25 protein-coding genes are annotated in these 25,400 nt (G+C 68.3%); 8 read left to right on the top strand and 17 right to left on the bottom strand.

Annotation, left to right across the window (positions count from 1 at the left end; translation table 11 throughout):
* Positions 1 to 6: 6 nt before the first annotated feature.
* From H7J86_RS12755 to H7J86_RS12735, 5 genes are read right to left on the bottom strand one after another with little or no spacing between them, the layout of a single operon-like run.
* Positions 7 to 1,455, bottom strand: coding sequence for an aminotransferase class I/II-fold pyridoxal phosphate-dependent enzyme (locus tag H7J86_RS12755; RefSeq protein ID WP_267291381.1), 1,449 nt, complete (start codon positions 1,453 to 1,455; stop codon positions 7 to 9).
* Positions 1,452 to 2,618, bottom strand: a complete 1,167-nt coding sequence (locus H7J86_RS12750; RefSeq protein WP_267291379.1) for an amidohydrolase family protein — start codon at positions 2,616 to 2,618, stop codon at positions 1,452 to 1,454. The genes H7J86_RS12755 and H7J86_RS12750 overlap by 4 nt, the downstream gene beginning before the upstream one ends.
* Complete coding sequence (locus H7J86_RS12745) at positions 2,605 to 3,891, bottom strand: aspartate aminotransferase family protein (RefSeq protein ID WP_267291377.1); 1,287 nt, start codon at positions 3,889 to 3,891, stop codon at positions 2,605 to 2,607. Before H7J86_RS12745 ends, H7J86_RS12750 begins: the two co-directional genes overlap by 14 nt.
* Positions 3,888 to 5,372, bottom strand: a complete 1,485-nt coding sequence (locus tag H7J86_RS12740) for an APC family permease (protein WP_090362928.1) — start codon at positions 5,370 to 5,372, stop codon at positions 3,888 to 3,890. Before H7J86_RS12740 ends, H7J86_RS12745 begins: the two co-directional genes overlap by 4 nt.
* A gap of 34 nt (positions 5,373 to 5,406) precedes the next feature.
* Positions 5,407 to 6,726, bottom strand: coding sequence for a type I glutamate--ammonia ligase (locus H7J86_RS12735; RefSeq protein ID WP_267291375.1), 1,320 nt, complete (start codon positions 6,724 to 6,726; stop codon positions 5,407 to 5,409).
* A gap of 116 nt (positions 6,727 to 6,842) precedes the next feature.
* Here H7J86_RS12735 and H7J86_RS12730 point away from each other — a divergent pair, with 116 nt between their 5' ends.
* From H7J86_RS12730 to H7J86_RS12720, 3 genes are read left to right on the top strand one after another with little or no spacing between them, the layout of a single operon-like run.
* Positions 6,843 to 7,634: a class II glutamine amidotransferase gene (locus H7J86_RS12730; protein ID WP_090362925.1), complete on the top strand. Its 792-nt coding sequence runs from the start codon at positions 6,843 to 6,845 to the stop codon at positions 7,632 to 7,634.
* Positions 7,635 to 7,639: 5 nt separating this feature from the next.
* Positions 7,640 to 8,509 carry a MurR/RpiR family transcriptional regulator gene (locus H7J86_RS12725; RefSeq protein ID WP_235633039.1) on the top strand — a complete coding sequence of 290 codons (870 nt, stop codon included), beginning with the start codon at positions 7,640 to 7,642 and terminating at the stop codon, positions 8,507 to 8,509.
* 25 nt (positions 8,510 to 8,534) lie between these two features.
* The gene (locus tag H7J86_RS12720) at positions 8,535 to 9,140 is read left to right on the top strand and encodes a TetR/AcrR family transcriptional regulator (protein ID WP_090362924.1); all 606 of its coding nucleotides are present in this window, start codon (positions 8,535 to 8,537) and stop codon (positions 9,138 to 9,140) included.
* Between the two features lie 3 nt (positions 9,141 to 9,143).
* Here H7J86_RS12720 and H7J86_RS12715 read toward each other — a convergent pair whose 3' ends face one another.
* Positions 9,144 to 10,277: a helix-turn-helix transcriptional regulator gene (locus H7J86_RS12715; RefSeq protein ID WP_267291373.1), complete on the bottom strand. Its 1,134-nt coding sequence runs from the start codon at positions 10,275 to 10,277 to the stop codon at positions 9,144 to 9,146.
* Positions 10,278 to 10,439: 162 nt separating this feature from the next.
* Here H7J86_RS12715 and H7J86_RS12710 point away from each other — a divergent pair, with 162 nt between their 5' ends.
* The gene (locus tag H7J86_RS12710; protein ID WP_090362921.1) at positions 10,440 to 11,801 is read left to right on the top strand and encodes an FAD-binding oxidoreductase; all 1,362 of its coding nucleotides are present in this window, start codon (positions 10,440 to 10,442) and stop codon (positions 11,799 to 11,801) included.
* A 15-nt stretch (positions 11,802 to 11,816) separates the two neighbouring features.
* On the opposite strand, the gene H7J86_RS12705 is transcribed toward H7J86_RS12710, so the two are convergent.
* Together H7J86_RS12705 and H7J86_RS12700 are read right to left on the bottom strand one after the other, a co-directional pair.
* Complete coding sequence (locus tag H7J86_RS12705; protein WP_090362919.1) at positions 11,817 to 12,662, bottom strand: MaoC/PaaZ C-terminal domain-containing protein; 846 nt, start codon at positions 12,660 to 12,662, stop codon at positions 11,817 to 11,819.
* On the bottom strand, positions 12,662 to 14,014 hold the full coding sequence (locus H7J86_RS12700) for a 3-oxoacyl-ACP reductase (RefSeq protein ID WP_267291371.1): 1,353 nt from the start codon (positions 14,012 to 14,014) through the stop codon (positions 12,662 to 12,664). The genes H7J86_RS12705 and H7J86_RS12700 overlap by 1 nt, the downstream gene beginning before the upstream one ends.
* Positions 14,015 to 14,060: 46 nt before the next feature.
* Between H7J86_RS12700 and H7J86_RS12695 the strand changes: the two genes are divergently transcribed.
* Positions 14,061 to 15,359 (top strand): acetyl-CoA C-acetyltransferase, encoded by a 1,299-nt coding sequence (locus tag H7J86_RS12695; protein WP_267291369.1) that lies wholly within the window; start codon positions 14,061 to 14,063, stop codon positions 15,357 to 15,359.
* Positions 15,360 to 15,483: 124 nt separating this feature from the next.
* On the opposite strand, the gene H7J86_RS12690 is transcribed toward H7J86_RS12695, so the two are convergent.
* Positions 15,484 to 16,596: a TDT family transporter gene (locus H7J86_RS12690; protein ID WP_267291367.1), complete on the bottom strand. Its 1,113-nt coding sequence runs from the start codon at positions 16,594 to 16,596 to the stop codon at positions 15,484 to 15,486.
* A 26-nt stretch (positions 16,597 to 16,622) separates the two neighbouring features.
* Here H7J86_RS12690 and H7J86_RS12685 point away from each other — a divergent pair, with 26 nt between their 5' ends.
* Positions 16,623 to 17,531 (top strand): TIGR03564 family F420-dependent LLM class oxidoreductase, encoded by a 909-nt coding sequence (locus tag H7J86_RS12685; RefSeq protein WP_267291366.1) that lies wholly within the window; start codon positions 16,623 to 16,625, stop codon positions 17,529 to 17,531.
* Positions 17,532 to 17,751: 220 nt separating this feature from the next.
* Entirely contained in the window at positions 17,752 to 18,075 is a 324-nt protein-coding gene (locus tag H7J86_RS12680) for a helix-turn-helix domain-containing protein (protein ID WP_267291365.1), read from the top strand.
* On the opposite strand, the gene H7J86_RS12675 is transcribed toward H7J86_RS12680, so the two are convergent.
* From H7J86_RS12675 to H7J86_RS12645, 7 genes are all read right to left on the bottom strand, one after another.
* Complete coding sequence (locus H7J86_RS12675) at positions 18,072 to 18,665, bottom strand: ClpP family protease (protein ID WP_267291364.1); 594 nt, start codon at positions 18,663 to 18,665, stop codon at positions 18,072 to 18,074. The two genes, H7J86_RS12680 and H7J86_RS12675, sit on opposite strands and share 4 nt — an antisense overlap.
* A gap of 28 nt (positions 18,666 to 18,693) precedes the next feature.
* A complete protein-coding gene (locus H7J86_RS12670) occupies positions 18,694 to 19,293 on the bottom strand; it encodes a ClpP family protease (protein ID WP_267291362.1) in 600 nt (199 codons plus the stop codon).
* A gap of 72 nt (positions 19,294 to 19,365) precedes the next feature.
* Positions 19,366 to 20,037: an RsiV family protein gene (locus H7J86_RS12665; protein WP_267291360.1), complete on the bottom strand. Its 672-nt coding sequence runs from the start codon at positions 20,035 to 20,037 to the stop codon at positions 19,366 to 19,368.
* Positions 20,034 to 21,194 (bottom strand): hypothetical protein, encoded by a 1,161-nt coding sequence (locus tag H7J86_RS12660; RefSeq protein WP_267291358.1) that lies wholly within the window; start codon positions 21,192 to 21,194, stop codon positions 20,034 to 20,036. Before H7J86_RS12660 ends, H7J86_RS12665 begins: the two co-directional genes overlap by 4 nt.
* Positions 21,195 to 21,323: 129 nt before the next feature.
* A complete protein-coding gene (locus tag H7J86_RS12655; RefSeq protein WP_267291356.1) occupies positions 21,324 to 21,719 on the bottom strand; it encodes a hypothetical protein in 396 nt (131 codons plus the stop codon).
* Complete coding sequence (locus tag H7J86_RS12650; RefSeq protein ID WP_267291354.1) at positions 21,716 to 22,174, bottom strand: hypothetical protein; 459 nt, start codon at positions 22,172 to 22,174, stop codon at positions 21,716 to 21,718. The genes H7J86_RS12655 and H7J86_RS12650 overlap by 4 nt, the downstream gene beginning before the upstream one ends.
* A 78-nt stretch (positions 22,175 to 22,252) precedes the next feature.
* On the bottom strand, positions 22,253 to 22,891 hold the full coding sequence (locus H7J86_RS12645; protein ID WP_267291353.1) for a DUF1361 domain-containing protein: 639 nt from the start codon (positions 22,889 to 22,891) through the stop codon (positions 22,253 to 22,255).
* A gap of 154 nt (positions 22,892 to 23,045) precedes the next feature.
* On the opposite strand from H7J86_RS12645, the gene H7J86_RS12640 reads away from it, so the two are divergent.
* A complete protein-coding gene (locus H7J86_RS12640) occupies positions 23,046 to 23,267 on the top strand; it encodes a hypothetical protein (protein WP_235683495.1) in 222 nt (73 codons plus the stop codon).
* 67 nt (positions 23,268 to 23,334) lie between these two features.
* On the opposite strand, the gene H7J86_RS12635 is transcribed toward H7J86_RS12640, so the two are convergent.
* A complete protein-coding gene (locus tag H7J86_RS12635; RefSeq protein WP_090362900.1) occupies positions 23,335 to 25,170 on the bottom strand; it encodes an acyl-CoA dehydrogenase in 1,836 nt (611 codons plus the stop codon).
* Positions 25,171 to 25,400: the final 230 nt, after the last annotated feature.

Raw genomic sequence — 25,400 nt, 5'->3', positions numbered from 1 at the left:
GCCGGCTCAGCGCACCACTTTGACGTGGTCCAGCGTCGGGTCCGACGCGCTGATCGGGGTGCCCGACGCCCGCAGCGTGCGCAGTAAGGCCACCGCGTCGGCGGTCAACCGCTCACCCGGCATCACCAGGGGGATCCCGGGCGGGTACGGGGTGATCGCCTCGGCCGCCACCCGGCCGGTCGCGTCGGCCAGCGCAACGGTCGCGTCGGCGGCGAAGAACGCCTCGCGGGGGGTGAGCACCGGTTCGGCGCGCAGCGCCAGCAGATCGCCGACCAGCCCGGCGTCGGTGCCACCGGCGCGGGTGCCGGCGTGTGTGCAGACCTCGGCGAAACCGTCGACCAGCCGGTCCATATCGCGATCGGTGTTGCCGATGGTGGTGATGCACAGAATATGCCCGGGCCCACTCAGTTCCGGCTGCACACCGTGCACCCGGTTGAGCCGCGCCATCACCTCGCGGGCGTCGGCCGCCAACCCGCGGGTGCCGATCAGCAGTTTGGTCTCGTCGAGGTGGCAGAACCCGGTGCCCGGGCCGGTGGCGTCCGAGCCGCGCAGGACCTGCAGTCCGGGTATCGCGGCCAGCCGCTCCGCCGTCCGCCGCGCCCGCTGCAACGTCTCCGTCAGCAGATCGCGTCCATGACAAGCCATTTGGCTGCGGGCCAGATCGATGGAGGCCATGATGGCGAAATGTGGGCTGGTGGTCTGTACCAGCTGAAGTGCCCGGCGTACGGTCGCCGGGTCCAGTCGTTCGGGATCGATGTGCAACACCGCGGCCTGACTCAACCCCGACAGGATCTTGTGCACCGACTGCACCGTGGCCGCGGCTCCGGATCGTTCGGCGGCCGGTGGGAGATCGTCGTGGAACGCGAAGTGCGGTGAGTGCGCGCCGTCCACCAGCAGGGTGGCCCCGAACCGCCGGCACAACGCGTCCAAGGCGGTGATATCGGCGGTCGTGCCGTAGTAGGTGGGGTGCAACAGCCACAGGGCCTTCGCGCCGCTGTCGGTCAGGCCCCGTTCCACCACCTCGGTGTCCAAGCCGTGCGCCACACCGAATCGGCTGTCCCACTGCGGTTCCAGCCACACCGGCCGGGCGCCGGACTGGACCAGCCCGGCCAGCACCGACTTGTGGGCGTTCCGCTGCACCAGCACGGGTTCGTCGGGACGCAGCGCCGACAGGGCCACCGCGATGTTCCCGCCGGTGGACCCCTGCACCATGATGAAGCTCTGGCCCACACCCCACGCGTCGGCGATCAGGCGTTCGGCGTCGGCGATCGGCCCCTCCGGGCAGTGCAGGGTGTCCAGGTCGGGCAGATTGTTCAGGTCGATCGCCGCGATGTTCGCGCGGAACCACGGGTCCAGGGTGCGGCCGCCCTTGTGCCCCGGGCTGTAGAACGGTGCCTGATCGCGTTCGACGAATCGGCGCAGTTCGTCGAAAAGCGGTGCCCCGTAATGATTCAAAGCCCGTAGACCCGACGGGCGTTGTGGACGCCGATCATGTCCACGATCCGGATCGCGTCCTCGACCGTGCAGTCACCGCGCTGGATCCAGCCGCCCAGTTCCAGACCCATCGCGCGGCGCCACAGCACCGATCCCAGCAGGTGCAGCTCGGGTGGTCCGAAGGCATCGGAGGAGTACAGCTGCTTCGCGAACGGTGCCGTCTCCATGGCCTCGGCCACCAGTGCGGTCGAGCGCACCCCGAGGTAGTTGATACCAAGGCCCACATCGAAATTCACGTGGTCGAAGGCCTGGGCCAGATAGCCGGCCTGGCGGTGGAACGGGTAACAGTGCAGCAGTAGCACCGGGACGGGGACCATGGTGCGCAACAACGGCAGCAACAGCAGCGGATCGGTGCGCTGCAGATCCAGATCGCGGTCGCCGAACCCCACGTGCACCTGGATCGGCAGCTGTCGTTCGGCGGCCTCGTGTACCCCGAAGGCGATCAGCACGGGGCTGTCCACCCGTGTGGACGGCCGGAGGGCCAGCGCGCGGGCATGCTCGATGACCTGTGCATCCGACGGACGTGACCAGTCGATATCGAATCCGGTGCGGTAGGCGGCGATCGTCTTGGTGCCCACGATCTCCGGATTGGCCGCCGCCTCGGTCAGTGCCGCGCGGAACGCATCCGGAAATGCCTCGGCCGCGGTACCCGCCTCCAGCAGATCCTCGGCGAGGCGTTCCAGGCGCAGGATCTCCGAGGACGGGGCGCCGCTCAATTCGGTGAGGCGTTGCGGGGTCGAGATGAGATCGCCCTTGAAGCCGGTGTCCACCACCCAACGGGCGACCCGCGCCGGCGGCAGGAAGACGTCCGCGAGCTCACCGGGGGTGAGTTCGGCGCGTCGCTTCCAATAGGTGTCGGCATCGGCGAAGGCATCCAGGCCCAGCAGTGGCGCACACCAGCGCCGCAGGGAAAGACCCAGCGGAGAATCGAATTGGGTCATGAACCCGGGGATGGGGTCGGGCGAGCCCTCGTTGATGGACTCCTCGAATCCGGCCCGGTCGACCGGTTCGTTGAACACCCCGTGCACGTGGTGGTCGACCAGCTCGACGGTGCGCAGATGGTCGGCCAGCTTCTCGGGCACCTGCACGCGATCGAACACGTCGATGACGTCACCAACCGGCATAACGGGCCACCTCCTCGGCGTCGACGCTACCCGCCGCGGCATCGGCGATGGCCGCTCCGATGATCTCGGCGCCGCGCAGGGCCTCGTCCTCGGTGAGCACCAGCGGCGGCGTCACCTCCAGGACATTGCCGCCGACGTAGTAGACCACCGCACCCAGTTCCCATGCCCGGTACACCACTTGGGCGGCCAGCCGGGGATCGCGCTCCCCGGTCGCCGGGTCCACCAGTTCCACCCCGATGGCCAGCCCGCGCCCGCGGACGTCGCCGATCCGGTCGGTGTCCAGTGCGCGCAGCGCATGCGTCAGCACCGCTCCGACTTTCGCGGCGCGCTCGGCGAGCTGCTCCTCGACGATGGTGGCCAGCACGGCGCGCCCGGCGGCCGTGCAGACCGGATTGCCCGCGGTGGTCAGCAGTGCCGCGGCGGGCGGGTGGTCCAGCAGATCGGCCGGACCGACCGCGGCCGAGAGCGGGAGACCCCCGCCGAGCACCTTGCCGAACGTGACGATATCGGGCACCACCCCGTCGTGTTCGAAGGCGTGCAGGGTGCCGGGCCGGCCCAGCCCCATCTTCACCTCGTCACAGATCATCGGGACGCCGAACCGCCGGCACAGCTGGTGCAGCCGGGCCAGGAAACCGTCCGGCGGCACCACCAGCCCGCCGTCGGACAGGATCGGTTCGACGATCAGGCAGGCGATCTGCCCCTGGGACATGTGCTGCTCGGCCAGCGCCAGGCAGGTTCCCACGTCATCCGGCCCGTGCGGCCGGAAAGGGTTGGGGTAGGGCAGAAAGATCGCATCCGGGTCGGGTGCCACGCCGGCGTCGACGTGCACGCCGGAGACACCCATGGCCACCCCCACCCCGCCGTGGTAGCTGTGCTCGAAGGCCAGCACGGTGCGTCTACCGGTGCCGTGCCGGCACGCCCGCAGGGCGACGTCGTTGGCATCGGATCCGGCGTGCCCGAGGTAGACCCGGCGCTCACCGGTGCCGGGCACGAGTGCCAGCAGATCCTCGGCCAGCCCGACCGAATCCGGGTGCACCGCAGACAATCCTCCGGAACCGGGTGCGGTGCGCACCGCCCTGCTGACCGCCTCGGCGACCGCCGGATGCCCGTGGCCGAGCCCGGAGGCGGTCCAGGTGGCCGACAGGTCCAGCAGTTCCCGGCCGTCCGGGGTGACCAGCGTGCTGCCGTGCCCGGACACCACCTCCAGTGGGAAGAACCGCAGCTTCTCGATTCCGGCGATGACGGCGTCGTCGCGTTGGTACAGCGTCGTCACTGCGCACCCGGCAATTGCAGTTCGGCGGTCAGCGACTCACCGACCCGTTTGGCGATACCGGAGGCGGCCAGCGCGATGACCAGTCCGACCAGGCACCAGTACAGGCCGAGCAGCGGTGCCGCCGTCCAGGTTTCGGCGTCCTTGACGTTGAACCACAACACCACCGCGATCACCACCGCACCCACTAGCGGCAGTACCAGCCCGGCGACCTTGCCGTGCCCGCCGTGCACCGAGAGGAACCTGGGGGCGCCGACGAACCATGCCGCGGCGATCTCGACCAGCAGGTAGCACACCATCAGGCACACCGAACCCGCCACCGCGAACAGGAAGTACGTGTCGATGGCCGGGTTCCCGGTGCCCATATCGGGCCAGCCGACCGCCCCGCAGATCACGTCGACCACCAGCGCCAGGCCCACCACCAGCCAGGTGGCCCGGCGCGGGCCGCCGGTGGCCGGATGGATGTGGGCCAGCGCGCGCGGGCCGAATCCGTCGCGGCCGAACGCGTAGAGCATGCGGCCGGAGGTGGCGGCGGTGGCCATGTGGCAGCCGAATGCGGCGACGGTGGCGGTGAAGATGATGAGCAGGCTGAACCACTGGCCGATATAGGTGCTGCCCAGATCGCCGAGGGTGTTGCCGGACCCCTGGAACGCGGCCAGACCGGCCTCGTCCGTGCCGAATCCGATGACCTGGGCGAACATCACGACGACGAACAGCACTCCGGTCAGGATCAGGGTGCCGCCGAGTGCGCGCGGGATGTTGCGGCCGGGGTTGTCGGTCTCCTCACCCATCGATGCGCACGCCTCGAACCCGGCCCAGGACAGGAAGGCCGCCACCACACCGGAGATCACCGCGGACGCGGAGACACCGCTGCCGGAGAACGAGAAGACGCTGAAGTCCACCCCGGTCGACGGTGCCCCGCCGCGGGCGAAGATGACGACGACGAGGACCACCATCGCCAGGATGCCGACCCCCTCGATGGCCAGCAGGATCTTGGCCAGCAGGGCGACGTCGCGGCCGGCCAGCAGCACCGAGATCACGGCACCGATCACCACGGGCACCAGCCAGGGCAGCTGGTAGGGGTGCTCACTGCCGGCCTGGAGCTGGGCGATGAAGGCGTTGGTGAAGGCCGCGGTCAGGGCCAGTGTGCCGATGCAGAAGCCCACGTAGGCGCCCAGCATCGCGAACCCGGAGAAGAAGCCGGCTCGTGGCCCCACGGTGCCGCCGACCAGGGCGTAGGCGGAGCCGGCGTGGTTGAGGTGGCGGGTCAGCCGGACGAAGCTGTAGCCGACCAGTGACACGCCGACCAGGCCGATGACGAAGACCAGCGGCAGGGCCTTGCCGACGGTGGCGATCAGGCCCTGACCGTTTCCGGACATGGCCAGTGTCGGCCCGACGGTGGCGACGGACAGGGCCAGTGCCACCCAGAACGGCAGCCGCCGTCGCGGCAGTTGGTCTGTCTCGGTGGGTGTTTCGGTGCTCATATGCGATTCCTCCAGGAATTCGGCGGTAGTGGGGTCAGCAGCTCCAGGCCAGTCGCAGCGCTGCGATGGCGTCGGTCAGCGGCCGGCTGCCGAAGGTGCGCTGTTCGTAGCGGCGAACGGCGACCAGGGCGTCGATGACAGCCGGGGTGAGTAATTCGGCTGCGACCGTTGATCTTTCGAAGATGTCCAGCACGGTGTCCTGATCGGCGGGCAGTGCCTCGACGGTGCCCGCGGGATCCTCGGCGACTTCGTCGGGCAGCGGCAGTTTCCGGTCGATCCCGCGCAGGGCGCTGCCGAGGAAGGCGAGCACGGCGAGATACGGGTTGGCACTGGGATCGATGATCTTCAGTTCGACGTTGGCGCCGTGCGGGTTTCCCGGGGTGGCGGCGACGAAGCGGACGGCCGCTTCGCGGTTCTCCAGACCCCAGCAGCGTGCCGCGCCCGCCCAGTTGCCGGGCTGTAGGCGGGTGCCCGACAGGACCGAACCGGCGTACACGCCCAGCAGATCGGGCAGCGTGTCCAGCACACCGGCGATGGCGGATTCACCTGCGGGCCGGATCCCGTGCGGTCCGTTGCCACCGGAGAACAGCGGACCCTGATCGTCGGCCAGGGACAGGTGCAGGTGTGCGCCGTTGCCGGCCTCTCCGAAGAACGGGACGGGTGAGAAGGAGATCTTCATGCCGTGCCGGGCCGCGGTGCGCCCGATCACGATGCGGGCCAGGATGACCGCGTCGGCGGCGGCCACCGGCGAGGCGGGCGGCAGCGACATCTCCAGCTGATCGTGGCCGTACTCGGTGTGCAGTTGTTCGAAGGCCAGCCCGGCGCGGTCGGCGTCGGCGGCCAGATCGGTCAGGAAGGCGGCGTGGTGCAGCGAGGTGCGGATGCCGTAGGGGGACCAGGGTTCGGCCGTGACATGGCCGCCGTCCTCGGTGAGCAGGGTGCATTCCAGTTCGGCGCCGACCAGCGCCGTCAGGCCGTGTCCGGCCAGGGCCGTCTCGGCGGCGCCGAGCAGCGAGCGCGTGCACAGGGGCGCGGCGTCGCCGTTCTGATCGCCGAGGCGGGCCGGTGCCCAGGCGATTCCGTCGCCGATCAGGTGCAGGTCGGCGGGGTCGATCCGCAGCCGCTGATCACCGACGACGCCGATATCCGGGGTGAAGGCGATACCGCTATCGACGCAGAACACGCTCCATGACGGTGACACCCCCATACCGGAACGGACGAAGGCGCCGAGTCGGTGCACGGGCACGTACTTGGCCCGGGTGACGCCCGCCAGGTCGGTCATCGAACCGGCCACCAGGGCGACGTCGTCGGCGCGCAGCCGATCCACGAGTTCCCGCTCGCTGTCTGCTGTCATCGACGACCTCCCTCGGTAGTGGTTCGGCGGGAACGCTATGTCATAAATGTTTCAGAATCTTTAAGATGCGCGTATCGAAGAAATATTCATAAAATATTCTCGGATAGGGGGAAGCCATGTGTCGCTTGCTGGGTGTGGTCTGCGCTGAGCCGATCTCGATCGAGAAGGCGGTGGGTGCGCACGTCCTGAAGGACTTCGTGGCGCTCACCCAGGTGCACGGCGACGGCTGGGGTATCGCCGCCACCGGCGAAGGAGAGCCGCGCGTGCACGTCAGCGCCCAGAGTGCGGTGCGCGATCAGGCTTTCCCCGCGTACATGCAGGACTGGCGCTCGACCGGCAGTATCGTGCACCTGCGTTGGGCGACAAGCGGTCTGGCGGTACGCCCGGAGAATTCGCACCCCTTCGTGGCCGACGGCCTGGCGATGGCGCACAACGGTTCGATCAAGCCGGGCGATGCCCTGGACGCCCTGCTCGAACCGGAGATCGCCGCATCGCTGCGCGGCACCACCGACAGCGAGAAGTACTTCGGCATCATCCGCGCGCACCGGCGCCGGACCCCCGACCTCGTCGAGGCGGTGCGCGCCGCAGTGGCCGATGTCCGCGCCCACTATCCGGACGCCAGCCTCAACGCCCTGCTGCTCGGCGAGGGACAACTCATCGCCGTGCACGCCAACGCCCGCAGCATCCTCTCGGCTGAGGATGTCGCCGAGATCAGCGTCACCGATCTGCCCGCCGAGCACCTGGAGGACTACTTCGGGCTGCGCTGGGCCCGCTCGGCGACCGGCGCCCTGATCGTCGGCTCCACCGGGTTCGGCGACCTGGACTGGCAACCACTGCCGCCGGAGAGCGTCAATGCGATCTCCCTGCATGACCAGGTGATCACGACGGTGCCGGTCATGGCAGATTGACAGGCGTGACCGCCGACCCGCAGCCTCCGCAGTCCGTGGCGACACGGACCAGCGCGGCGCTGCCGATGCTCAGCAAGGCCGAGCGCAGGGTCGGCCGCGCCCTGTTGGCCGACTATCCGAGCGCGGGGCTGGCCAGTGCGGCCAGGCTGGCGCAGCGGGCCGAAGTCAGCCCGCCCACGGTGCTGCGGTTCGCGCAGTCACTGGGCTACGACGGGTTCGCCGACCTGCAGGTGGCGTTGCGCGCCGAACTGTCGGCCCAGTCCAGCGGGCCCATCAGCCGGGTGTCCGACGCCCCACCCGCGGGCAGTCTGCTGGACCGGTTGCTGCACCACGGCCGGGCCCAGAGCGATCGGGCCGTCGAGACGCTGACGCAGTTGCCCGCCGCGGCAGTGGAGGCGGCCGTCCGGCTGCTCGCCGACACCGACCGCACGGTGTACTTCCACGGCGGCCGGTTCTCGCATTTGCTGGCTGCCCATCTGGCGGCGCATCTGGAGCAGCTGCGGCCGGGTATCCGCGTGCTCGGCGATCCCACCGGCCGTGACCTGGGGGCGCTGCTGGAACTGGACCGCTCCGATGTGCTCGTGCTGTTCGACTTTCACCGCTATCAGCGCAGCGCCGCTGAACTGGCCGGTCGTGTGCACCGGGCCGGTGCCACCGTGCTGCTCATCACCGACGACCTGGCCTGCCCGGTGGCCCCGGACGCCGAGGTGGTGCTGGCCGCCTCCAGCTCGGTCGGCACCACCTACCAGAGCATGGCGGCCGGCTTCCTGCTGACCGAGTTGCTGGTGCCGCTGGTGATGGACGCCGTCGGCGAGCCGGCCAGGACCAGGATGGCGCTCTGGGAGGAGCAGCGGCGAGGCGAGTTACTGTCCTGACCGCACCATTGCCTACGCTGGTCCGATGGCAGGTGGAACGAAGCGATTGCCGCGCGCCGTGCGTGAGCAGCAGATGCTCGACGCCGCTGTGCAGATGTTCTCGGTGAACGGCTATCACGAGACGTCGATGGACGCCATCGCCGGCCAGGCCCAGATCTCCAAGCCGATGCTGTACCTGTACTACGGCTCCAAAGAGGAACTGTTCGGTGCCTGCCTGGACCGGGAGCTCAACCGGTTCGTCGAGGTGGTCCGCGGTGACATCGATTTCACGCTGAGCCCAAAAGACATGCTGCGCAACGCGGTCGGGGCCTTCCTCGGCTACATCGACAAGAATCGGTCGTCCTGGATTGTGCTGTACAGTCAGGCCACCAGTTCGCAGGCGTTCGCGCACACGGTGCGTGAGGGCCGCGAGCGGATCATCGATCTGGTCGGCCGGCTGCTGCAGTCGGGCACCCGAAACCCGGAGCCGGACGCGGATTTCAACATGATGGCCGTCGCACTGGTGGGCGCCGGTGAGGCCATCGCCGACCGTGTCAGCACCGGTGACGCCGATGTGCACGACGCCACCGAGCTGATGATCAACCTGTTCTGGCGCGGCCTGAAGGGGCGGCCCTCGGAGGGCAAGGCCTGAATCTCACTGGCTGAACCACCCGTTCGGTGCGAGTTCGCCGCCGATCCTCGGCACGTACTGGTCGAAATACACCTGGGCGATCAGCTCCCGGCGGGAGCGCACCCCGGCCTTGTCGAAGATGGTCTTCAGGTGGTCCTGCACCGTGTAGGTGGACACCTGCAGGCTGGCGGCGATCTCCTTGGTGTCCACTCCCTGTAACACCAGGCGAGTGACGTCGCGCTCGCGAGGCGTCAGCCCGTATGCCGCGATGACCAGCGAGACGATCTCCGGTGGCCGGGCCTCCTCGATGGTGACCACCACCTGCCCGGTGGCGGCCAGCGCATCGTCCAGCGGCGAGGCGTGCAACACCAGCCACTGCCCCGATGGGGTGCGCACCCGTGCTCGCGGTAACGGGGCATCGGCGGTGGCGCCGGCCAGGCGGGCGGCGTTGGCGATACTCACCACCAGCGACAGCGGGTCACCGTCGTGGACGGTGGTGGCCAGCGCGGCGAGTCGTTCGGAGGCGCCCCGGCTTATCTGGGCGATCTCGTCGTTGCGGTCGAGGATCACCACTGCCGGACCACCGGTGGTCAGGTCGACGATCGCGGTATCGGCGAGCCGGGTGAGGATCCCCGAGCGCACGCCGCGGGCCAGCGGCTCGGAGAGCGTGGCCAGATGGGCGATGTCGTCGGCGCCGAACGGCGAATCGTCGGGCCCGCGGAGCAGGGCCATACCACCCCACACGCCGGTCGTGTCGTGGAACATCACCCGTGCCTCGTCGGCGAATCCGTACACCGGACGCATCAGCCGGTTCATCCGCGGTGAGGTTTCGGCCTGGCGGTCGGGCAGTTCTTGCATGGACACCGCACGGGTTCCACCCAAGGCCAGGGAGCGGAACGAGGTCGCCTCGCAGAGACCGTATTCGATTGTGCCCCAGAGGGTGTCATTGTCGTTGTTGGCGGTCAGGGCACCGAACTTGCGGACACTGGTCAGGATCAGGGTGGCGGGATCGTGCGTGCCGACGCAGGCCCCTGCCCATGGCACGGCGCGCTGAATGGCGTTGCAGGCCTCCGCCAGGAATGCCTCCAGGTCCAGACCCGCGCGGGACAACACATCGATGTCGGCGCGGATCCGTTCGGCGGTGAGGCTGGCGAGCACGGGTACCAGTATCGCGGCGGGGCCGCCGCGCCGATACCCCAGAAGTCTGGGGGCGAAGATCTGCGGCTTTCTGGGATGGCCCGCAGGTACTCGGCGACGGCAAGGTGGCTGGGCGACGCCGCGGGAAACGGACCGCGGCGACCACTCTTGAGGAGCATTGATATGACGGTCGCCCCAGCCGATTTGGTGGAACTTCAGCAATCCGGCGCGGTGTACTTCCCGGCCGATCCGCGGTACGAGTCGGCCTGCGCGCCGTGGAACAGCGCGGTGGCGCAGCGTCCCGTCGCGGTGGCCGTGCCGCGGACGGTCGAGGAGGTGTGCGCCGTGGTGCGGGCCGCGGTGGCGTCTGGACTCAGGGTGGCGCCCCAGAGCACCGGGCATGCCGCAGCCGCACTCGCGGTCGATGCACTGGACGGGACGCTGCTGTTGCGGTTGCACGAGCTGACTGGGGTGCGGGTCGACCTGGTCGCGCGGTCGGCGCGGATCGTCGGTGGCACATTGTGGGCCGATGTGTTGGCAGAGACGGCGCCCTTCGGGTTGACCGCACTGCACGGCAGCGCGGGTGACGTCTCGGCGGTCGGGTTCCTGCTCGGCGGCGGCCTGTCGTTCTACGGGCGCGCCCATGGGCTGGGGGCGTCCACGGTTCGGGCGGTCGAGATCGTCACCGCCGAGGGGCAGGTGCTTCGTGCCTCGGCCACCGAACATGCCGATCTGTTCTGGGCGGTGCGCGGCGGTGGCGGAAGTTTCGGCGTGGTGGTCGCCGTGGAGATCGACCTGCTGCCGATGGCCGATGTGGTGGCCGGGATGCTGTTGTGGGATATGGCCGCGGCCCCTTCGGTGGTTGCCGGGTGGGCGGACTGGACCGCGACCCTGCCCGAGGCAGTGACTACGTCGTTGCGGCTCATGCGGTTTGCGCCGCTGCCTGAATTGCCCGACTTCCTGCGCGGGCGCGAGTTGGTGATCATCGACGGGGCCGTGCTCGGTGACGATGACACGGCCGCACGGTTACTGGCCCCGTTGCGCGCCCTGGAACCCGAGATCGACACGTTCGCGCGGGTTCCCTGCGCTGCGGTGTTGCAGATGCATATGGACCCGCCCGGCCCCACGCCGACGGTGACCGACCATGCCCTGCTTTCCTCGCTACCGGCCGAGTCGGTGCAATCCCTACTCGCGATGGCCGGACCCGGTGTGTCGACACCGCTGATGATTGCCGAACTGCGGCACCTGGGCGGTGCTTTGGCGCGGGAGATCGACGCGGCGCTGCCGTCGGTGGCAGCGGAATACCTGCTGTTCTGCCTCGCGGTGGCGGACACGCCGGAGTCGGCCGCGGCAGGGGTGTCCGCGGCTTCGGCTCTCGTCGCGGCGATGTCGCCGTATGCGACCGGTGGCGTGTTCCCCAACTTCGATGACAGCCCGTCCGACGGTGCACGTGCGACTACGCCGCAGGCGTGGTCGCGGCTCCGCGAGATCAGGGCGGCCCATGACCCGATGGGAGTCTGGGTGGCCGCCCATGCGGTGAGCTGAGGACGGGCCCGCGAACTAGAGCGGCCGTACCGTCGCCGTCAGGTGCGGGTAGCCCTTCTTCAGGTGGCGCAGCGCGAGGTTCCAGCCGTCCGCGTCATGGTCCACCCACAACCCGGCCTTGGCCGGCAGGAGCACCGGCTTGCCGAACTTCACGGTGTAGCTCAGCGCATCGGGCAGCTGACCCTCGATATTGGCCAGCACCGCCGCGGCGCTGTACATCCCGTGTGCGATCACGGTCGGGAAGCCGAACAACTTGGCGCCCAACGAGTTCGTGTGAATCGGGTTGTGGTCGCCGCCGATCGAGGCGTAGGAGCGGATCTGCCCCGGCGTGATCGACAGCACCGCGTTCGGCGGCGGCAGCTTGGGCTGCTTGGCGGGTTCGGGACGCGGCTCCCCGGACAGGCTGGTGCGCTGCTGGTGCAGGAACGTGGTCACCTGGTGCCACGCCACATCGTTGCCGATCCTGATCTCGGTGACGATGTCGACGAGCAGGCCCTTGCGGTGCTCGCGCAGGTTCTCCGCATGCACCGCCACGTCCAGGGTGTCGCTGACCGCGATGGGCCGGTACTGGGTGATGCGGTTCTCGACATGCACCGAACCCATTGCGGGGAAGGGAAAGTCGAATCCGGTGACCAGTGACATCACGGTCGGGAAGGTCAACGCGAAGGGATAGGTCAGCGGCACGGTGTCGCCGAACTTCAGACCTGTCACCCCCGCGTACGCCGCGACATTGGCCGCGTCGATCCGCACATCGGGCACGTGCACCGTCCGGTCCGGCAGTCCACCGGTACGCGGCACGAACGGCAGCGCACCCGCCACCGCCCGCGCCATGTTCAGCAGGCCGTTGGGCTGCTCGCTCATCACGCCCCCAGCAGGGCTTGCCCGCAGACCCGGATCGTGTTGCCGGTCACCGCATTCGACGCCGGGCTGGCGAAGTACGCGATGAGCTCGGCGACGTCGACGGGCTGGCCGCCCTGGAACAGCGAGTTCAGCCGTCGGCCCACCTCGCGGGTGGCCAGCGGGATGGCCTCGGTCATCTTGGTCTCGATGAATCCGGGCGCCACCGCGTTGATGGTGATGCCCTTCTCGGCCAGTGACGGGGCAAGTGTCTCGGTAATGCCGATCATGCCGGCCTTGGTGGTGGCGTAGTTGGTCTGGCCGCGGTTACCGGCGATACCGGCCATCGACGACAGGCCGACTACCCGGCCACCCGCCCCGAGCGCACCGGCAGCGACCAGTCCTTCGGTGAGGTTCAGCGGCGCAAGGAGATTGACGGCGATGACGGCGTCCCAGCGACCCTCGTCCATATTGGCCAGCAGCTTGTCGCGGGTGATGCCGGCGTTGTTCACCAGGACGTCCACCTTGCCGGCGTGATGTTCGGTGACATGCGCGATGATGGCGTCGACTGCGCCCGCCGAGGTGACATCGAGCGCCAGCGCGGTGCCCCCGACCTTCTTGGCGGTCTGCGTCAGCGCCTCCTCGGCCTGCGGCACGTCGACGGCCACCACGGCGGCGCCGTCGCGGGCGAACACCTCGGCGATGGTCGCACCGATACCGCGGGCCGCACCGGTCACCACGGCGACCTTGCCGGTCAGTGGCTTGTCCCAGTCGGCCGGCGGCACCGAGTCGTCGGCTCCGACCCGGAACACCTGGCCGTCCACGTAGGCGGACTTGCCGGACAGGATGAAGCGCAGGGTGGACTCCAGGCCCGTCGCCCCGGCCTTGGCGTCGGCGGCCAGGTAGACCAGCGACACCGTCGCGCCGTTGCGCACCTCTTTGCCCAGCGAGCGGGTAAAGCCCTCCAGGGCCCGCTGCACGATGTGCTCGTGCGCGGTCGCCGCCTCCGACGGGGTGGTGCCGATGACGACGACACGGCCGGAATGCCCGAGGTTGCGCAACACCGGGGTGAAGAACTCGTAGAGCGCCTTCAACCCGGATGGTTCGGTGATGCCGGTGGCGTCGAACACCAGACCGCCGAACGAATCGGCCCAGCGGCCACCGATGTTGTTGGACACGACGTCGTAGTCACCGGCCAGGGCGGTGCGCAACGGTTCCACGACCCGGCCCTCACCGCCGATCAGCAGCGAGCCGGCGAGCGGCGGTTCGCCGGCTCGGTAACGACGCAGAGTTTCGGGCTGGGGTACGCCCAGTTGCTTGGCCAGGAACGATCCGGGCCCGGAGTTGACCACTTGGGTGAACAAATCGGAAGCCATGGGATCTAACTTACTCCAGAGTAAGAACGCCGGGTAACATTGGGATATGGCTAACACGAATTCTCGCCGCGTCGCGATCCTCGGCGGTAACCGGATCCCCTTCGCCCGCTCCGACGGCGCTTACGCCAACGCCTCGAACCAGGACATGTTCACCGCGGCGCTGGACGGTCTGATCGACCGCTTCAAGCTCCAGGGTGAACGCATCGGCATGGTGGTCGGTGGCGCGGTGCTCAAGCACAGCCGCGACTTCAACCTGGTCCGCGAGAGCGTGCTGGGCAGCGCCCTGTCGCCGTACACCCCGGCCTATGACCTGCAGCAGGCCTGCGGCACCGGCCTGCAGTCGGCCATCTCGGTGGCCAACGGAATCGCCTTGGGCCAGTACGACTCCGCCATCGCCGGTGGCGTCGACACCACCTCGGATGCCCCCATCGCCTTCGGGGACAACCTGCGGCACGTGCTGCTGAGCCTGCGTCGCAGCAAGTCCAACGTGGACCGGCTCAAGCTGGTCGGCAAGCTGCCCGCCGCGGTCGGGGTGGAGATCCCCACCAACGGTGAGCCGCGCACCGGCCTGTCGATGGGCGAGCACGCCGCCATCACCGCCAAGCAGTTCGGTGTCAAGCGCGTCGACCAGGACGAGCTCGCCGCGGCCAGCCACCGCAACATGGCCGCCGCCTATGACCGTGGCTTCTTCGATGACCTGGTCACCGGCTTCCTCGGCCTGTACCGGGACAACAACCTGCGGCCCGAGTCGTCGCCGGAGAAGCTGGCCAAGCTCAAGCCCGTCTTCGGCGTGCGCAACGGTGACGCCACCATGACCGCCGGTAACTCCACCCCGCTCACCGACGGCGCGTCCGTCGCCCTGCTGTCGACCGAGGAGTGGGCCGCCGAGCGCAACCTGCCGGTGCTGGCCTACTTCGTCGACGGCGAGACCGCCGCGGTCGACTACATCAACGGGCCGGACGGCCTGCTGATGGCGCCCACCTACGCGGTGCCACGGCTGCTGGCCCGCAACGGGCTGACCCTGCAGGACTTCGACTTCTACGAGATCCACGAGGCGTTCGCGTCGGTGGTGCTGGCGACGCTGGCCGCCTGGGAGTCCGACGAGTACTGCAAGGAGCGCCTCGGCCTGGACGCTCCGCTGGGCAGCATCGACCGCAGCAAGCTCAACGTCAACGGCTCCTCGCTGGCCGCGGGGCACCCGTTCGCCGCCACCGGTGGCCGCATCGTCGCCCAGCTGGCCAAGCAGCTCGCCGAGAAGAAGAAAGAGACGGGTAAGCCGGTGCGCGGCCTCATCTCGATCTGTGCGGCCGGCGGCCAGGGCGTGACAGCAATCCTGGAAGCCTGACCAGGCCCGAAAGAATCTCGAAAAAAGTTTCCGGAAACCTGTAACGCCGCCCGGAAGTGCGTCGATACACCGGATAGCTCCGTGTTGCCGTCTGACCCCCCGACCCGACGGCAACACGGGGCTCTTACTTTTTGGGCTGCTTTGACGCCGTGATCGGCCCGGGCGCAGCCGGTGCGAACAGGCTGCCCGCCAGGCTCCCGCGTGCCGTGCGCACCGCCACCAGGCCCCAGGTGCAGAGCAAGCCGACATAGGCCGCCACGGCCGCCACCTTGAACGCCGGCAGCCCGGTGTGCACGGCCAGCTGTGTGGTGCCGGTGACGAAGGTGCCGACGGGAAAGGTCAGGCTCCACCAGGTCAGGGCGAACGGCATCCCGCGGCGCAGGGTGCGCACGGTCAGCGCGGTGGCCAGCGAAATCCACAACACGGCGAAGCCCCACACCGGCACGCCGAACAGGATCGCGAACACGCTCATCCCGGCCGCCACGTCGGCGGGGGCGGCCAGCACAGCGTTGGTGCCCAGCAGCCCGGCCGCGGTGATGCCCTGACCGAGCGGCCCCAACACGATCCACAGGGTGGGCACCCGCGCCGTCCCGGACGTGCCGTAGTGCATCAGCCGGCTCCAGATCAGGCTGATGATGATCAGCGCGGCGATCAGCGACAGCCCGAACATCGCGTAACAGCCGTAGAGCATGGTGGTGCGGCCGGTGCCCGGCACCATGTGCGGAATCAGCAGGGCACCCGCGGCGGCCGACACCATCGGCGGCACCACCGGCATCAGCCAGCCGCCGAAGGCCGCGTCGGGACCCACGTCGATCTGGGTGAACATGATGAAGGGGATGGTCATGGCGGTGAACAACCCGCCGACCGTGCCCGCCGTCCACAGCACCCAGTCGATATCGACGGCCAGCCGCTCACCGATCAGGTCACGGCCGACCAGGATGGCACCGGTGCCGACGGTGAGCAGCGCCATCGGGGCGGCGCCGTAGAAATGGGCCATCTGCGGGTTGTGCGCGTGGCTGCGCGCCACGGTGGGGTGGCGCACCCATTGCACCGTCACCGCCACCAGCAGCACCACCAGCAGTGCCGCGGCCACCACCCACACCACTTCGGCGAAGCCACGCAGTCCGGGTAGATGAATCGGTAATGTCGCGCCCGCGGTCGCAACGATGCCCGTCCCCATCACCGATGCGAACCAGTTCGGCCCGAAATTTCCCAGCCGTGGCTGCTGCGTGGTCATGGTGCGACATTCAACAGGAGCGTGGCATGCAGGTAAGTCTGTTCGGGTCGTTGAGTGGTGGCGGCTCGCCGGTGGACGCCACCGTGGAATACCTCGCCCAGGCCCGGGATGAGGGATTCCGGCGGGTCTGGATGACCCAGATGCCTTACGAGCCCGACCTTCTCACCGTGCTGGCCGTCGCCTTTCGAGAGGTCGGCGGGATCGAGGTCGGCACCGGCGTGGTGCCCATCCAGAATCAGCACCCGATGCAGTTGGCCCAGCGCGCGCTGACCCTGAACCTGATCGCCGGCGGCCGGTTCATCCTCGGGCTGGGCATGACCCATGCCGCCGTCACCGAGGGCATGTGGGGCATCCCCTGGGACAAGCCGGTGCGTCGGCTCAACGAGTATCTCGACGGGTTGCTGCCGCTGCTGGCCGGTGAGCCCGCGGATGCCCCGGGCGAGACCGTGACCACCCGCGGCGCCCTGCAGATCGCCGGCGCCCCGCGCCCGGATGTCTACATCGCCGCGCTGGGCCCGCAACTGCTGAAGATCGCCGGGCGCCGCACCGCGGGCACCATCACCTGGATGACGGGCCCGAAGACACTCGGTGGTCATGTCGGTCCGGCGTTGCGGGCCGCGGCCGGGGAGCGTCCGGTGCGCGTGGTGGCCGGGTTGCCGGTGGCCGTCACCGATGACGTCGACGGTGCCCGCGCCCGGGCCGCCGAGCAGTTCGCGATGTACGGGCGCCTGCCGTCGTATCGGGCGATGCTCGACCGCGAGGGCTATGCGGGTCCCGCCGACGCGGCCCTGATCGGGGACGAGGCGACCGTGACGGCCCGGGTCGAGGAACTCAAGGCCGCCGGTGTCGACGAGTACGTGGGTGTGCTTTTCGATGCATCACCCGAGGTCAGGGCCCGTACCCGGGCGCTGCTCCGGTCGCTGGAATCAGATTGAAATTGCCTCTGGTGTGATCTTGATCACGGGCGTACATTCGTCTGCACGACGGGTTCGGGAAGTGACAGATCCAAAGAGCCGGAACAAGAGGTGAAGATCCGGCCGCGTGCCATACCGAAAGGTAGTGAAGACGCCCCTCAAGTGTCCTTCCCGAACCCGCCCATTTGTGCTCATGGCGAACAGGCAGGCGCCCGGCCCTCCCGGCGGCGAAGATACGGGGATGGGCGAGGTCATCCGTATCCATCCCGGTATCCACCCCCACCGCGAGGCGCCGGAACCGCTGTGGCGTGAGGTCCTCGGCCGTCGGCTCCGCGAAACCCGCCACGAACAGGGGCAGCGTCTGGTCGACGTCGCCGCGCGGGCCGGCGTGTCACCGCAGTACCTCTCCGAGATCGAACGCGGCCGCAAGGAGCCGTCCAGCGAGATGATCGCCGCGGTGTGCGGGGCGTTGCGCACGGACCTGGTCCGGCTGCTGGGTGGTATCTCGGCAGATCTCAGCCGCCCCACCCGGCCCGTGCGCGGCCCGATGTTGATGGCGGCCTAGGGGTTTCGCTGGTCCAGGACGCGGTCGGCCAGGCCGTAGGTGACGGCTGCGTGGGCGTCGAACACACGATCGCGATCGGTGTCGTGCCGTAGCTGTTCGGTGCTGCGCCCGGTGTGCCGCGCCAGGATGGCCTCCAGCTGGCTGCGCACCCGCGCCACCTCGTCGGCTTGCAGGATGAGATCGGGAATGGTGCCGCGACCCTGCGCGGCGGGCTGGTGCAGCACCACTCTGGTGTGCGGCAGTACCGCCCGGCGCCCCGGTGCGCCCGCGGCCAGCAGTACCGCCCCGGCGGCGACGGCCTGACCGATGCACGTCGTCGCCACCGGCGCTTTGATGAACCGCATGGTGTCGTATACCGCCAGCATCGCCGACAGGTCGCCGCCTTCGGAATTGATGTAGAGCGCGATCTCCTGCTCGGGGTTGTCGGCCTCCAGGTGCAGCAGTTGCGCGATGAGCGCGTTCGCGACACCCGGGTCGATCGCGGTGCCGAGGTAGACGATGCGCTCGCTGAGCAGGTGTGAGTAGACGTCCATGATGCGCTCGCCACCGCTGGTACGGGCGATCACGTTGGGGATGGTGTAGGTACTCATATCTGTCGATTCCCTCGGCAAGCCTCGCTCATGCGTGAATTCCCAACTGCTGCCTCTGATTCGGCGCTATCTGGGTGAAGTCGCCGACGATGTGGTCGATGAATCCGTACTCGCGTGCCTGCTCGGCGGAGAACCAGCGGTCGTGCAGCGAGTCGGTGAAGATCCGGTCGATCTCCTGACCGGTGTCCGCGGCGATGAGGCTGAGCACGGTGTCGCGGGTGTATCGCAGATCGTCGGCCTGGACTTCCACCTCGACCGCCGACCCGGCGATACCCGCCGACCCCTGGTGCATCAGGATGCGCGCGTGCGGCAACGCGAAGCGTTTGCCCGGCGTGCCCGCGGACAACAGGAATTGCCCGGCGCTGCACGCCAACCCGAGAGCCAGCGTGCCCACATCCGCAGGGACCAGCCGCATCACGTCGCGGATGGCGAGCATGGCCGGCACCGATCCGCCGGGGGAGTGGATCCACAACCAGATATCGTCGCCGGAGTCGGCGGCCAGCGTCAGGAACTGGGTGACCAGCACCGTCCCGTTGTCATCGTCGAGTGCGCCGTCGAGCACGAGAACTCTTTTGCGGTACAGGTCTTCGCGTAGTTGTCGGCTGAACAGCGGTGGCTTGTCTGTCATCCCTCGACAATGCAGCCTGTCGACCCGATCTCGCCGCCGGTGCTGCTGTGAGCAGAACGGCGGCCGGTTCGCTCAGACCAACACCGCTGCCAGTTCGCTGCGGGAGATCGACACCCGCTGCGGGCCCGCGACCTCCGGCAGCCACATGCCTTGGCCGATGTAGAAGATCACCGCGTCGTCGGTGAGCGCGAAGTCCTGATACACCCTGGCGCCCAGGGTGTTGTGCGGTGCCGGGTCCAGGTAGCCGACCCAACGCTTCTCCATCTCCCGTTGCACGATCGGGTCGAGCGCGCCGACTGCGCCCGGTGTGAATGCGGTGTCGAACGTGATCGGTGCGCCCGTGCCGAGGTCGTAGTTGAACGCCTGGAATGACGTCACCGGGTGGGCGCCGGTGTCGCCGTACACCTCGAGCACGACGCTCGCCGTCGAGCGCGATGCGTACGAATGCGGGGTGATGCCGCGGTCATACGTACGGTCCCGCCGCGGGATGGACCCGACGAAAGCAATGAAATCGTCCTTGTCCGTGGCGATGTAGTCGGTCAGCGCCCGCTGGTCCGGATAGTCCAGCGGATAGCTGATATCGATTGCGTACGTGTCGCTTTCGGCCACGATATGGCAGATTCGAGCGCCCTCGACGGACCCGCCCAGGTCCGTGCAACTGCGTACCGGCTGCGCCGAGGCGGGGGCGCCGAAGGTGATGGCGCCGATGAGAAGCGCAGCCCACGCCGTGATGAGCCGGGTCACGGCGTGACCGGGTAGAGGCGGACGTCCTCGACCCCGCCGCCGTTGACAGGTGCGCCGAGCAGTACGTCCGACGTGTTGGTGGCGGGGTCGTAGGACACCAGTGAATTGCCGCCACCACACCCGACCTGACCTACCACCACCAGTTTGTCACCGCTGACTCCGGCCAGCCCGACACTGTCACTGACACCCGGGATATGCAGGCGCTCGGTGTGCCCGTCCGCAGTCAGCTTGGAGACGAAGCTGGTGCCGCATGCGCCCGCGGTGGGCAGGAACGTGCCGTTGGTCGTCTTGAAGGCGTTCCAGTTGCCGTAGTTGCCCTCGAACCCCGGTTCGTCGTCGTGCGTGTTGACCGCTGTGAGCGCGGTGGGCTTTCTGCCGTCCAGGGGCACGGTCCACAGCTGCTCACCACCGCCGCGCTGAATTTCGCAATGGGCAAGCAGGACGTTGTCGGTCCACCACTTCACCGGTGCGCAGGTGGCGTTCGACATCGGCACCGGCAGGGTCCGGTTGATCGACCCGTCGTTGCCGACGATCACCAAGCTGTTATCCGACCTGGGCACGACCTCGTTGCCGAGGTTGGCCGTGGAGAGCACCAACTGTGTTCCGTCGGGGAATGCGAGGTAGTCGCCGCTGAACTGCCCGGCACCACCCAGACCGTCTGTCGGATAGGACATCTGCACATTACCGCTGGCGTCGATACGCGTCAGGGTCCCCGGCTCGGCACCGTTGTAGCTGTTCGACACCAGGAATGCCCTGCCGTTGGGTTGCGTGTACCGCACCGTTCCGGTGACGGGAAAAGCAGTGCGCTCACCGGTGCGCAGATCAAGGGAGATCGCTTGTCCGTCTTGACCGTAACCCGGGGTCAGCAGCACATGGCTGCCGTCTCCGGACCAGTCGGACACGTGGGTGGCCGACTCGGCGGGCCCGAATTCGGCCATCGGGTAGCGCTCCCCGGCGGGGGAGACAAGGTAGAGGACCTGGGTGGCGGTCTCCGGGGTGGGCTCGCCGGGGACGGGCGGCGTGCCGGGGTGATGCGGAGTGACGGGGCTCCACATGGCCACCACCCAGCCCGGCCCGACCTGATCCCACGGTACGTCGGCGGCAGTGTGCGCAGACCCCTTGGCGGCGACGGGTGCGGCCGGTGCGGTCGCCTGCACGGGCGACGCAGATTGCTTATTCGTGTGTACTGCAACCGAAGTCGGCTCCGATGTGCACCCGGCCAGCATGATCGAGGCGAGTGCTGCGACGCACATGGTGTGAGTGGCGAAGTGGTTCATGACGGTCTCTCAGGAGAATCGGCCGATCGCGATACGCGCGAATCGGGTTACGGTGTCGCAGGGTTGGTAGGTTGCGGTGGCCCGGTAGATGCGGTTGTCGTGCAGTCGCGCGATCACTGTCGTGGACGGCGGTGTGGTCATCGGTTCGGTGACACAGACCGGCTCGGCGGCGGCGGGCATTGCGCCGGGTGCCAGCACTTCGGAGCTGATGCCCAGACCGGGTTGTTCGCCGGATATCGCGTACCAGCAGCCGGCTTGTCGCGGTGTTGCGGCGACCGGTTGTCCGAGGATGTCCGTTGCTTCTCGGACGCTCACCCAGTCGCATGGTGTCGAAGCGTCGGCGGTCGCGGTCGGGGTGAGCGTCAGGACCGAACCGGCCAGCGTCAACGCCGCAATGAGCTTCATGACCGCGGCCGGTAGCACTTGCCGGCGGGCCAGTTCCACAGCGCACGGATGTGCTCGGGGATCGGGCACGGTGCCTGTCCGGCTGGTATCGGTCCGAAGCCGATGGCGGTCGGGATCCAGGTGGCGCCGGGGATACCCGGCTGCCTGAACGACATGTAGCTGTTCTGGTCCTGGAGCTGGATCGCTGCCTCGGGATGGGTACCGTCGGTGTGCAAGGCGGCAGCGGCCCAGCGGATTCCGGTCTCCGGGTCCACGGCATAGTAGGACTGGCCTTCGCGCAGGCCGGTGAATTCCGACGCCGGTCGCCCCGTCAGCACTGCGCCGGCCTGAATCAACTCGGCGCGCACATCCGGTGTCAGCGGTAGGTTCACCGCGTCGTCGGCGTGCGCGACCGGTGACAGCACAGTGGCGACGGCGAATGCCGCGATGGCGGTGGTGATGAGTGTGCGTGGCACGGCAGCTCCCTTTCAGTCACCCGAAATGCTGCGACCGCCGCCTTGGCACATTCTTGGGGCGCATTCTTGGCTCGTGCATCAGTCCGAGTCGAGGCCGTCCAGCGCCCAGATCGTGAGGTAGGCCAGGCCGAAGAACACCGCGACCGCCACTGCCACGCCCGTCGATTGCACGTACGCCAGCGGTGAGCGCACCCATTCCAGCGTCCCTGCCACCACCGCGTCCGGCCGCGTGACCAGATCCCACGAGTTCCACCGCTGGAACCGCCCGATCACCACGCCGACAGCGCACAACCCCACCGACACGATGACCAGGAACCACCCGGCTGCCGCGCCGAACTGCCTCTCGACGCGATTGTGCACCAGCCGCATCGACACCACACCGAGGACGATGCCCGTCCACGCCGCGAATCCGTACTGCAGGATGTGCCGCCACAGCTCGACATCATCGCCCAGGTGCACCAGATCGGTCACCAGATAGGGCGAGTTCGGCAGGAATGCCAGCCACAGCATGCCCAGCGGCAGCAGCCAGATCCCGCGCCGCACACTGGCGAAGGCGACCGCGGCCACCATCGGGATCCACGCCAGGAACAGATTCCAGATCAGGAACCGCGAGGGATAGGACAGCGGCGCCTCGGGATCCGTCACACCCAGCACCACGGTCAGCGCGGTGGTGGCGGCCAGGGAGACGAGCAGGATGACGCGTCGGGCATGCAGCATGACGTCAATCCTGCCGATACGCGCCGTGCCGTTCCCCCGATCGGGGGACAACCACTTCACCCGGTGCATCCACCGGTCACCCGACAGCTCCTGAGCGCCGTTCGGAGCATTGTTATCGCAACGGAGAAAACAACTCACACAAAGGATTACCGAAATGATCAAGCACCTGGGACTCAGCATCGTCACCGCGGGCATCATCGGCGCAGGCGCCCTCGGCCTGGCCGGCACCGCCGCCGCGGCCACCACCGCGCAGGCCCCGACCGGCCCCGGCTACTCCTACAGCCCCGAGGTCAAGGCACACCCGGCCCCGACCATGGCGCCCGGCTGGCACGCCCACCACGGCGCCGCCCGCATCGCCGTCCTGCAGAACCGCTGACACACCGAAGCATGCCCCAAACGACAAGTGCCCCCGGGATCGCCGGGGGCACTTGGTCTGTGAGAGATCAGAAGGAGGCTTCGGCCAGCTCCATGACCTCGTTGTCGATTCCGTCGAGGACGGTGCGGGTGCTGGTCAGCAGCGGCAGGAAGTTCTTCGCGAAGAACGACGCGGCCGCGACCTTGCCGTCGAGGAAGGCCTTCTCCTCGCCGGTGGCACCGGCGTCGAGGCGCTCGATGGCGACGGCGGCCTCACGCTGCAGCAGCCAGCCGACCATCAGGTCGCCGACCGAGAGCAGGAAGCGCACCGAACCCAGGCCCACCTTGTAGATGCTCGCGGCATCTTCCTGCGCGGCCATCAGGTAGCCGGTCAGGGTGGCGGCCATGCCCTGCACGTCCTCCAGGGCGGTGGCCAGCAGCGCACGCTCGGCCTTCAGGCGACCGTTGCCCGACTCGTTCTTGATGAACGTGTCGATCTGGCCGGCCACGTAGGACAGCGCCTGGCCCTTGTCGCGGATGATCTTGCGGAAGAAGAAGTCCTGCGCCTGGATGGCGGTGGTGCCTTCGTAGAGCGAGTCGATCTTGGCGTCGCGGATGTACTGCTCGATCGGGTAGTCCTGCAGGAAGCCGGAACCACCGAAGGTCTGCAGCGACTCGGTGAGCTTGGCGTAGGCCTGCTCGGAGCCGTAACCCTTGACGATCGGGAGCAGCAGGTCGTTGACCCGCAGTGCCAGGTCCGCGTCCACACCGTGCAGCGCCTGGGCCACCTCGTCGTCCTGGAAGGTGGCGGTGTACAGGTACAGCGCGCGCATGCCCTCGGCGTAGGACTTCTGGGTCATCAGCGAACGACGCACGTCCGGGTGGTGCGTGATGGTCACGCGCGGCGCGGTCTTGTCGGTCATCTGGGTCAGATCGGCACCCTGCACGCGCTCCTTGGCGTACTCCAGGGCGTTGAGGTAACCGGTCGACAGGGTGGCGATGGCCTTGGTGCCGACCATCATGCGGGCCTGCTCGATGACGTCGAACATCTGCGCGATGCCGTTGTGCACCTCGCCGACGAGCCAGCCGACGGCGGGCTTGTCGTGCTGGCCGAAGGTCAGCTCACAGGTGGCCGAAACCTTCAGGCCCATCTTGTGCTCGACGTTGGTCACGTAGACGCCGTTGCGCTCGCCCAGCTCACCGGTCTCGAAATCGAAGTGGAACTTCGGCACGAAGAACAGCGACAGACCCTTGGTGCCGGGGCCGGCGCCCTCGGGGCGGGCCAGCACAAGGTGGAAGATGTTCTCGAACATGTCATCGGCCTCGGCGGAGGTGATGAAGCGCTTCACACCGTCGATGTGCCAGGAGCCGTCCTCCTGCTTGACGGCCTTGGTGCGGCCGGCGCCGACGTCGGAGCCCGCGTCGGGCTCGGTCAGCACCATGGTGGCGCCCCAGTCGCGCTCAGCGGCGATGACGGCCCACTTCTTCTGCTCTTCGGTGCCGTTGTGCGCGAAGATCTGCGCGAACGCCGAACCGCCGGCGTACATCCACACGGCCGGGTTGGCGCCCAGGATGTGCTCGTTGAGCGCCCACAGCAGCGCCTTGGGGGCGGGCACGCCGCCGAGTTCCTCGTCGAGGCTGACCTTGTTCCAGCCACCCTCGATGGTCACCTTCACCGACTTCTTGAAGGATTCGGGCAGCTTGACGGTGTGAGTCTTGGGGTCGAACACCGGCGGGTTGCGATCGCCGTCGGCGAACGATTCAGCGACGGGGCCCTCGGCCAGGCGCGCCATCTCGGAGATCATCTCCTTGGCGGTGTCGGCGTCCAGGTCGCTGAACGAGCCGGCGCCGAGCGCCTTGTCGAGACCGAGTACGTCGAACAGGGTAAAGACCTGGTCACGGACGTTGCTCTTGTAGTGGCCCACGGTTTCTCCTCAATGAGATGGAAGCTGTCGGTTGGGTACTCAGGGCTAAGTTACCCACCAGTAACTGGCCTGAACTATACCGCCCGGTAACCCCATCGCAAAGGGGCTCTGAGCAAATTGTCGCCAGCGAACCAACCGCCTGGTTGATTGGGCGGCTCTCGACGCTCATTTTTGCCGTGTGACCTGCAATGACATTCAATCTGTGATGCTCGCCACGGAGGCACCCAACA

Source organism: Mycobacterium hackensackense, from assembly GCF_025822555.1.
GTDB lineage: Bacteria > Actinomycetota > Actinomycetes > Mycobacteriales > Mycobacteriaceae > Mycobacterium > Mycobacterium fluoranthenivorans.
This window is presented reverse-complemented; position numbering and strand designations above follow the sequence as displayed.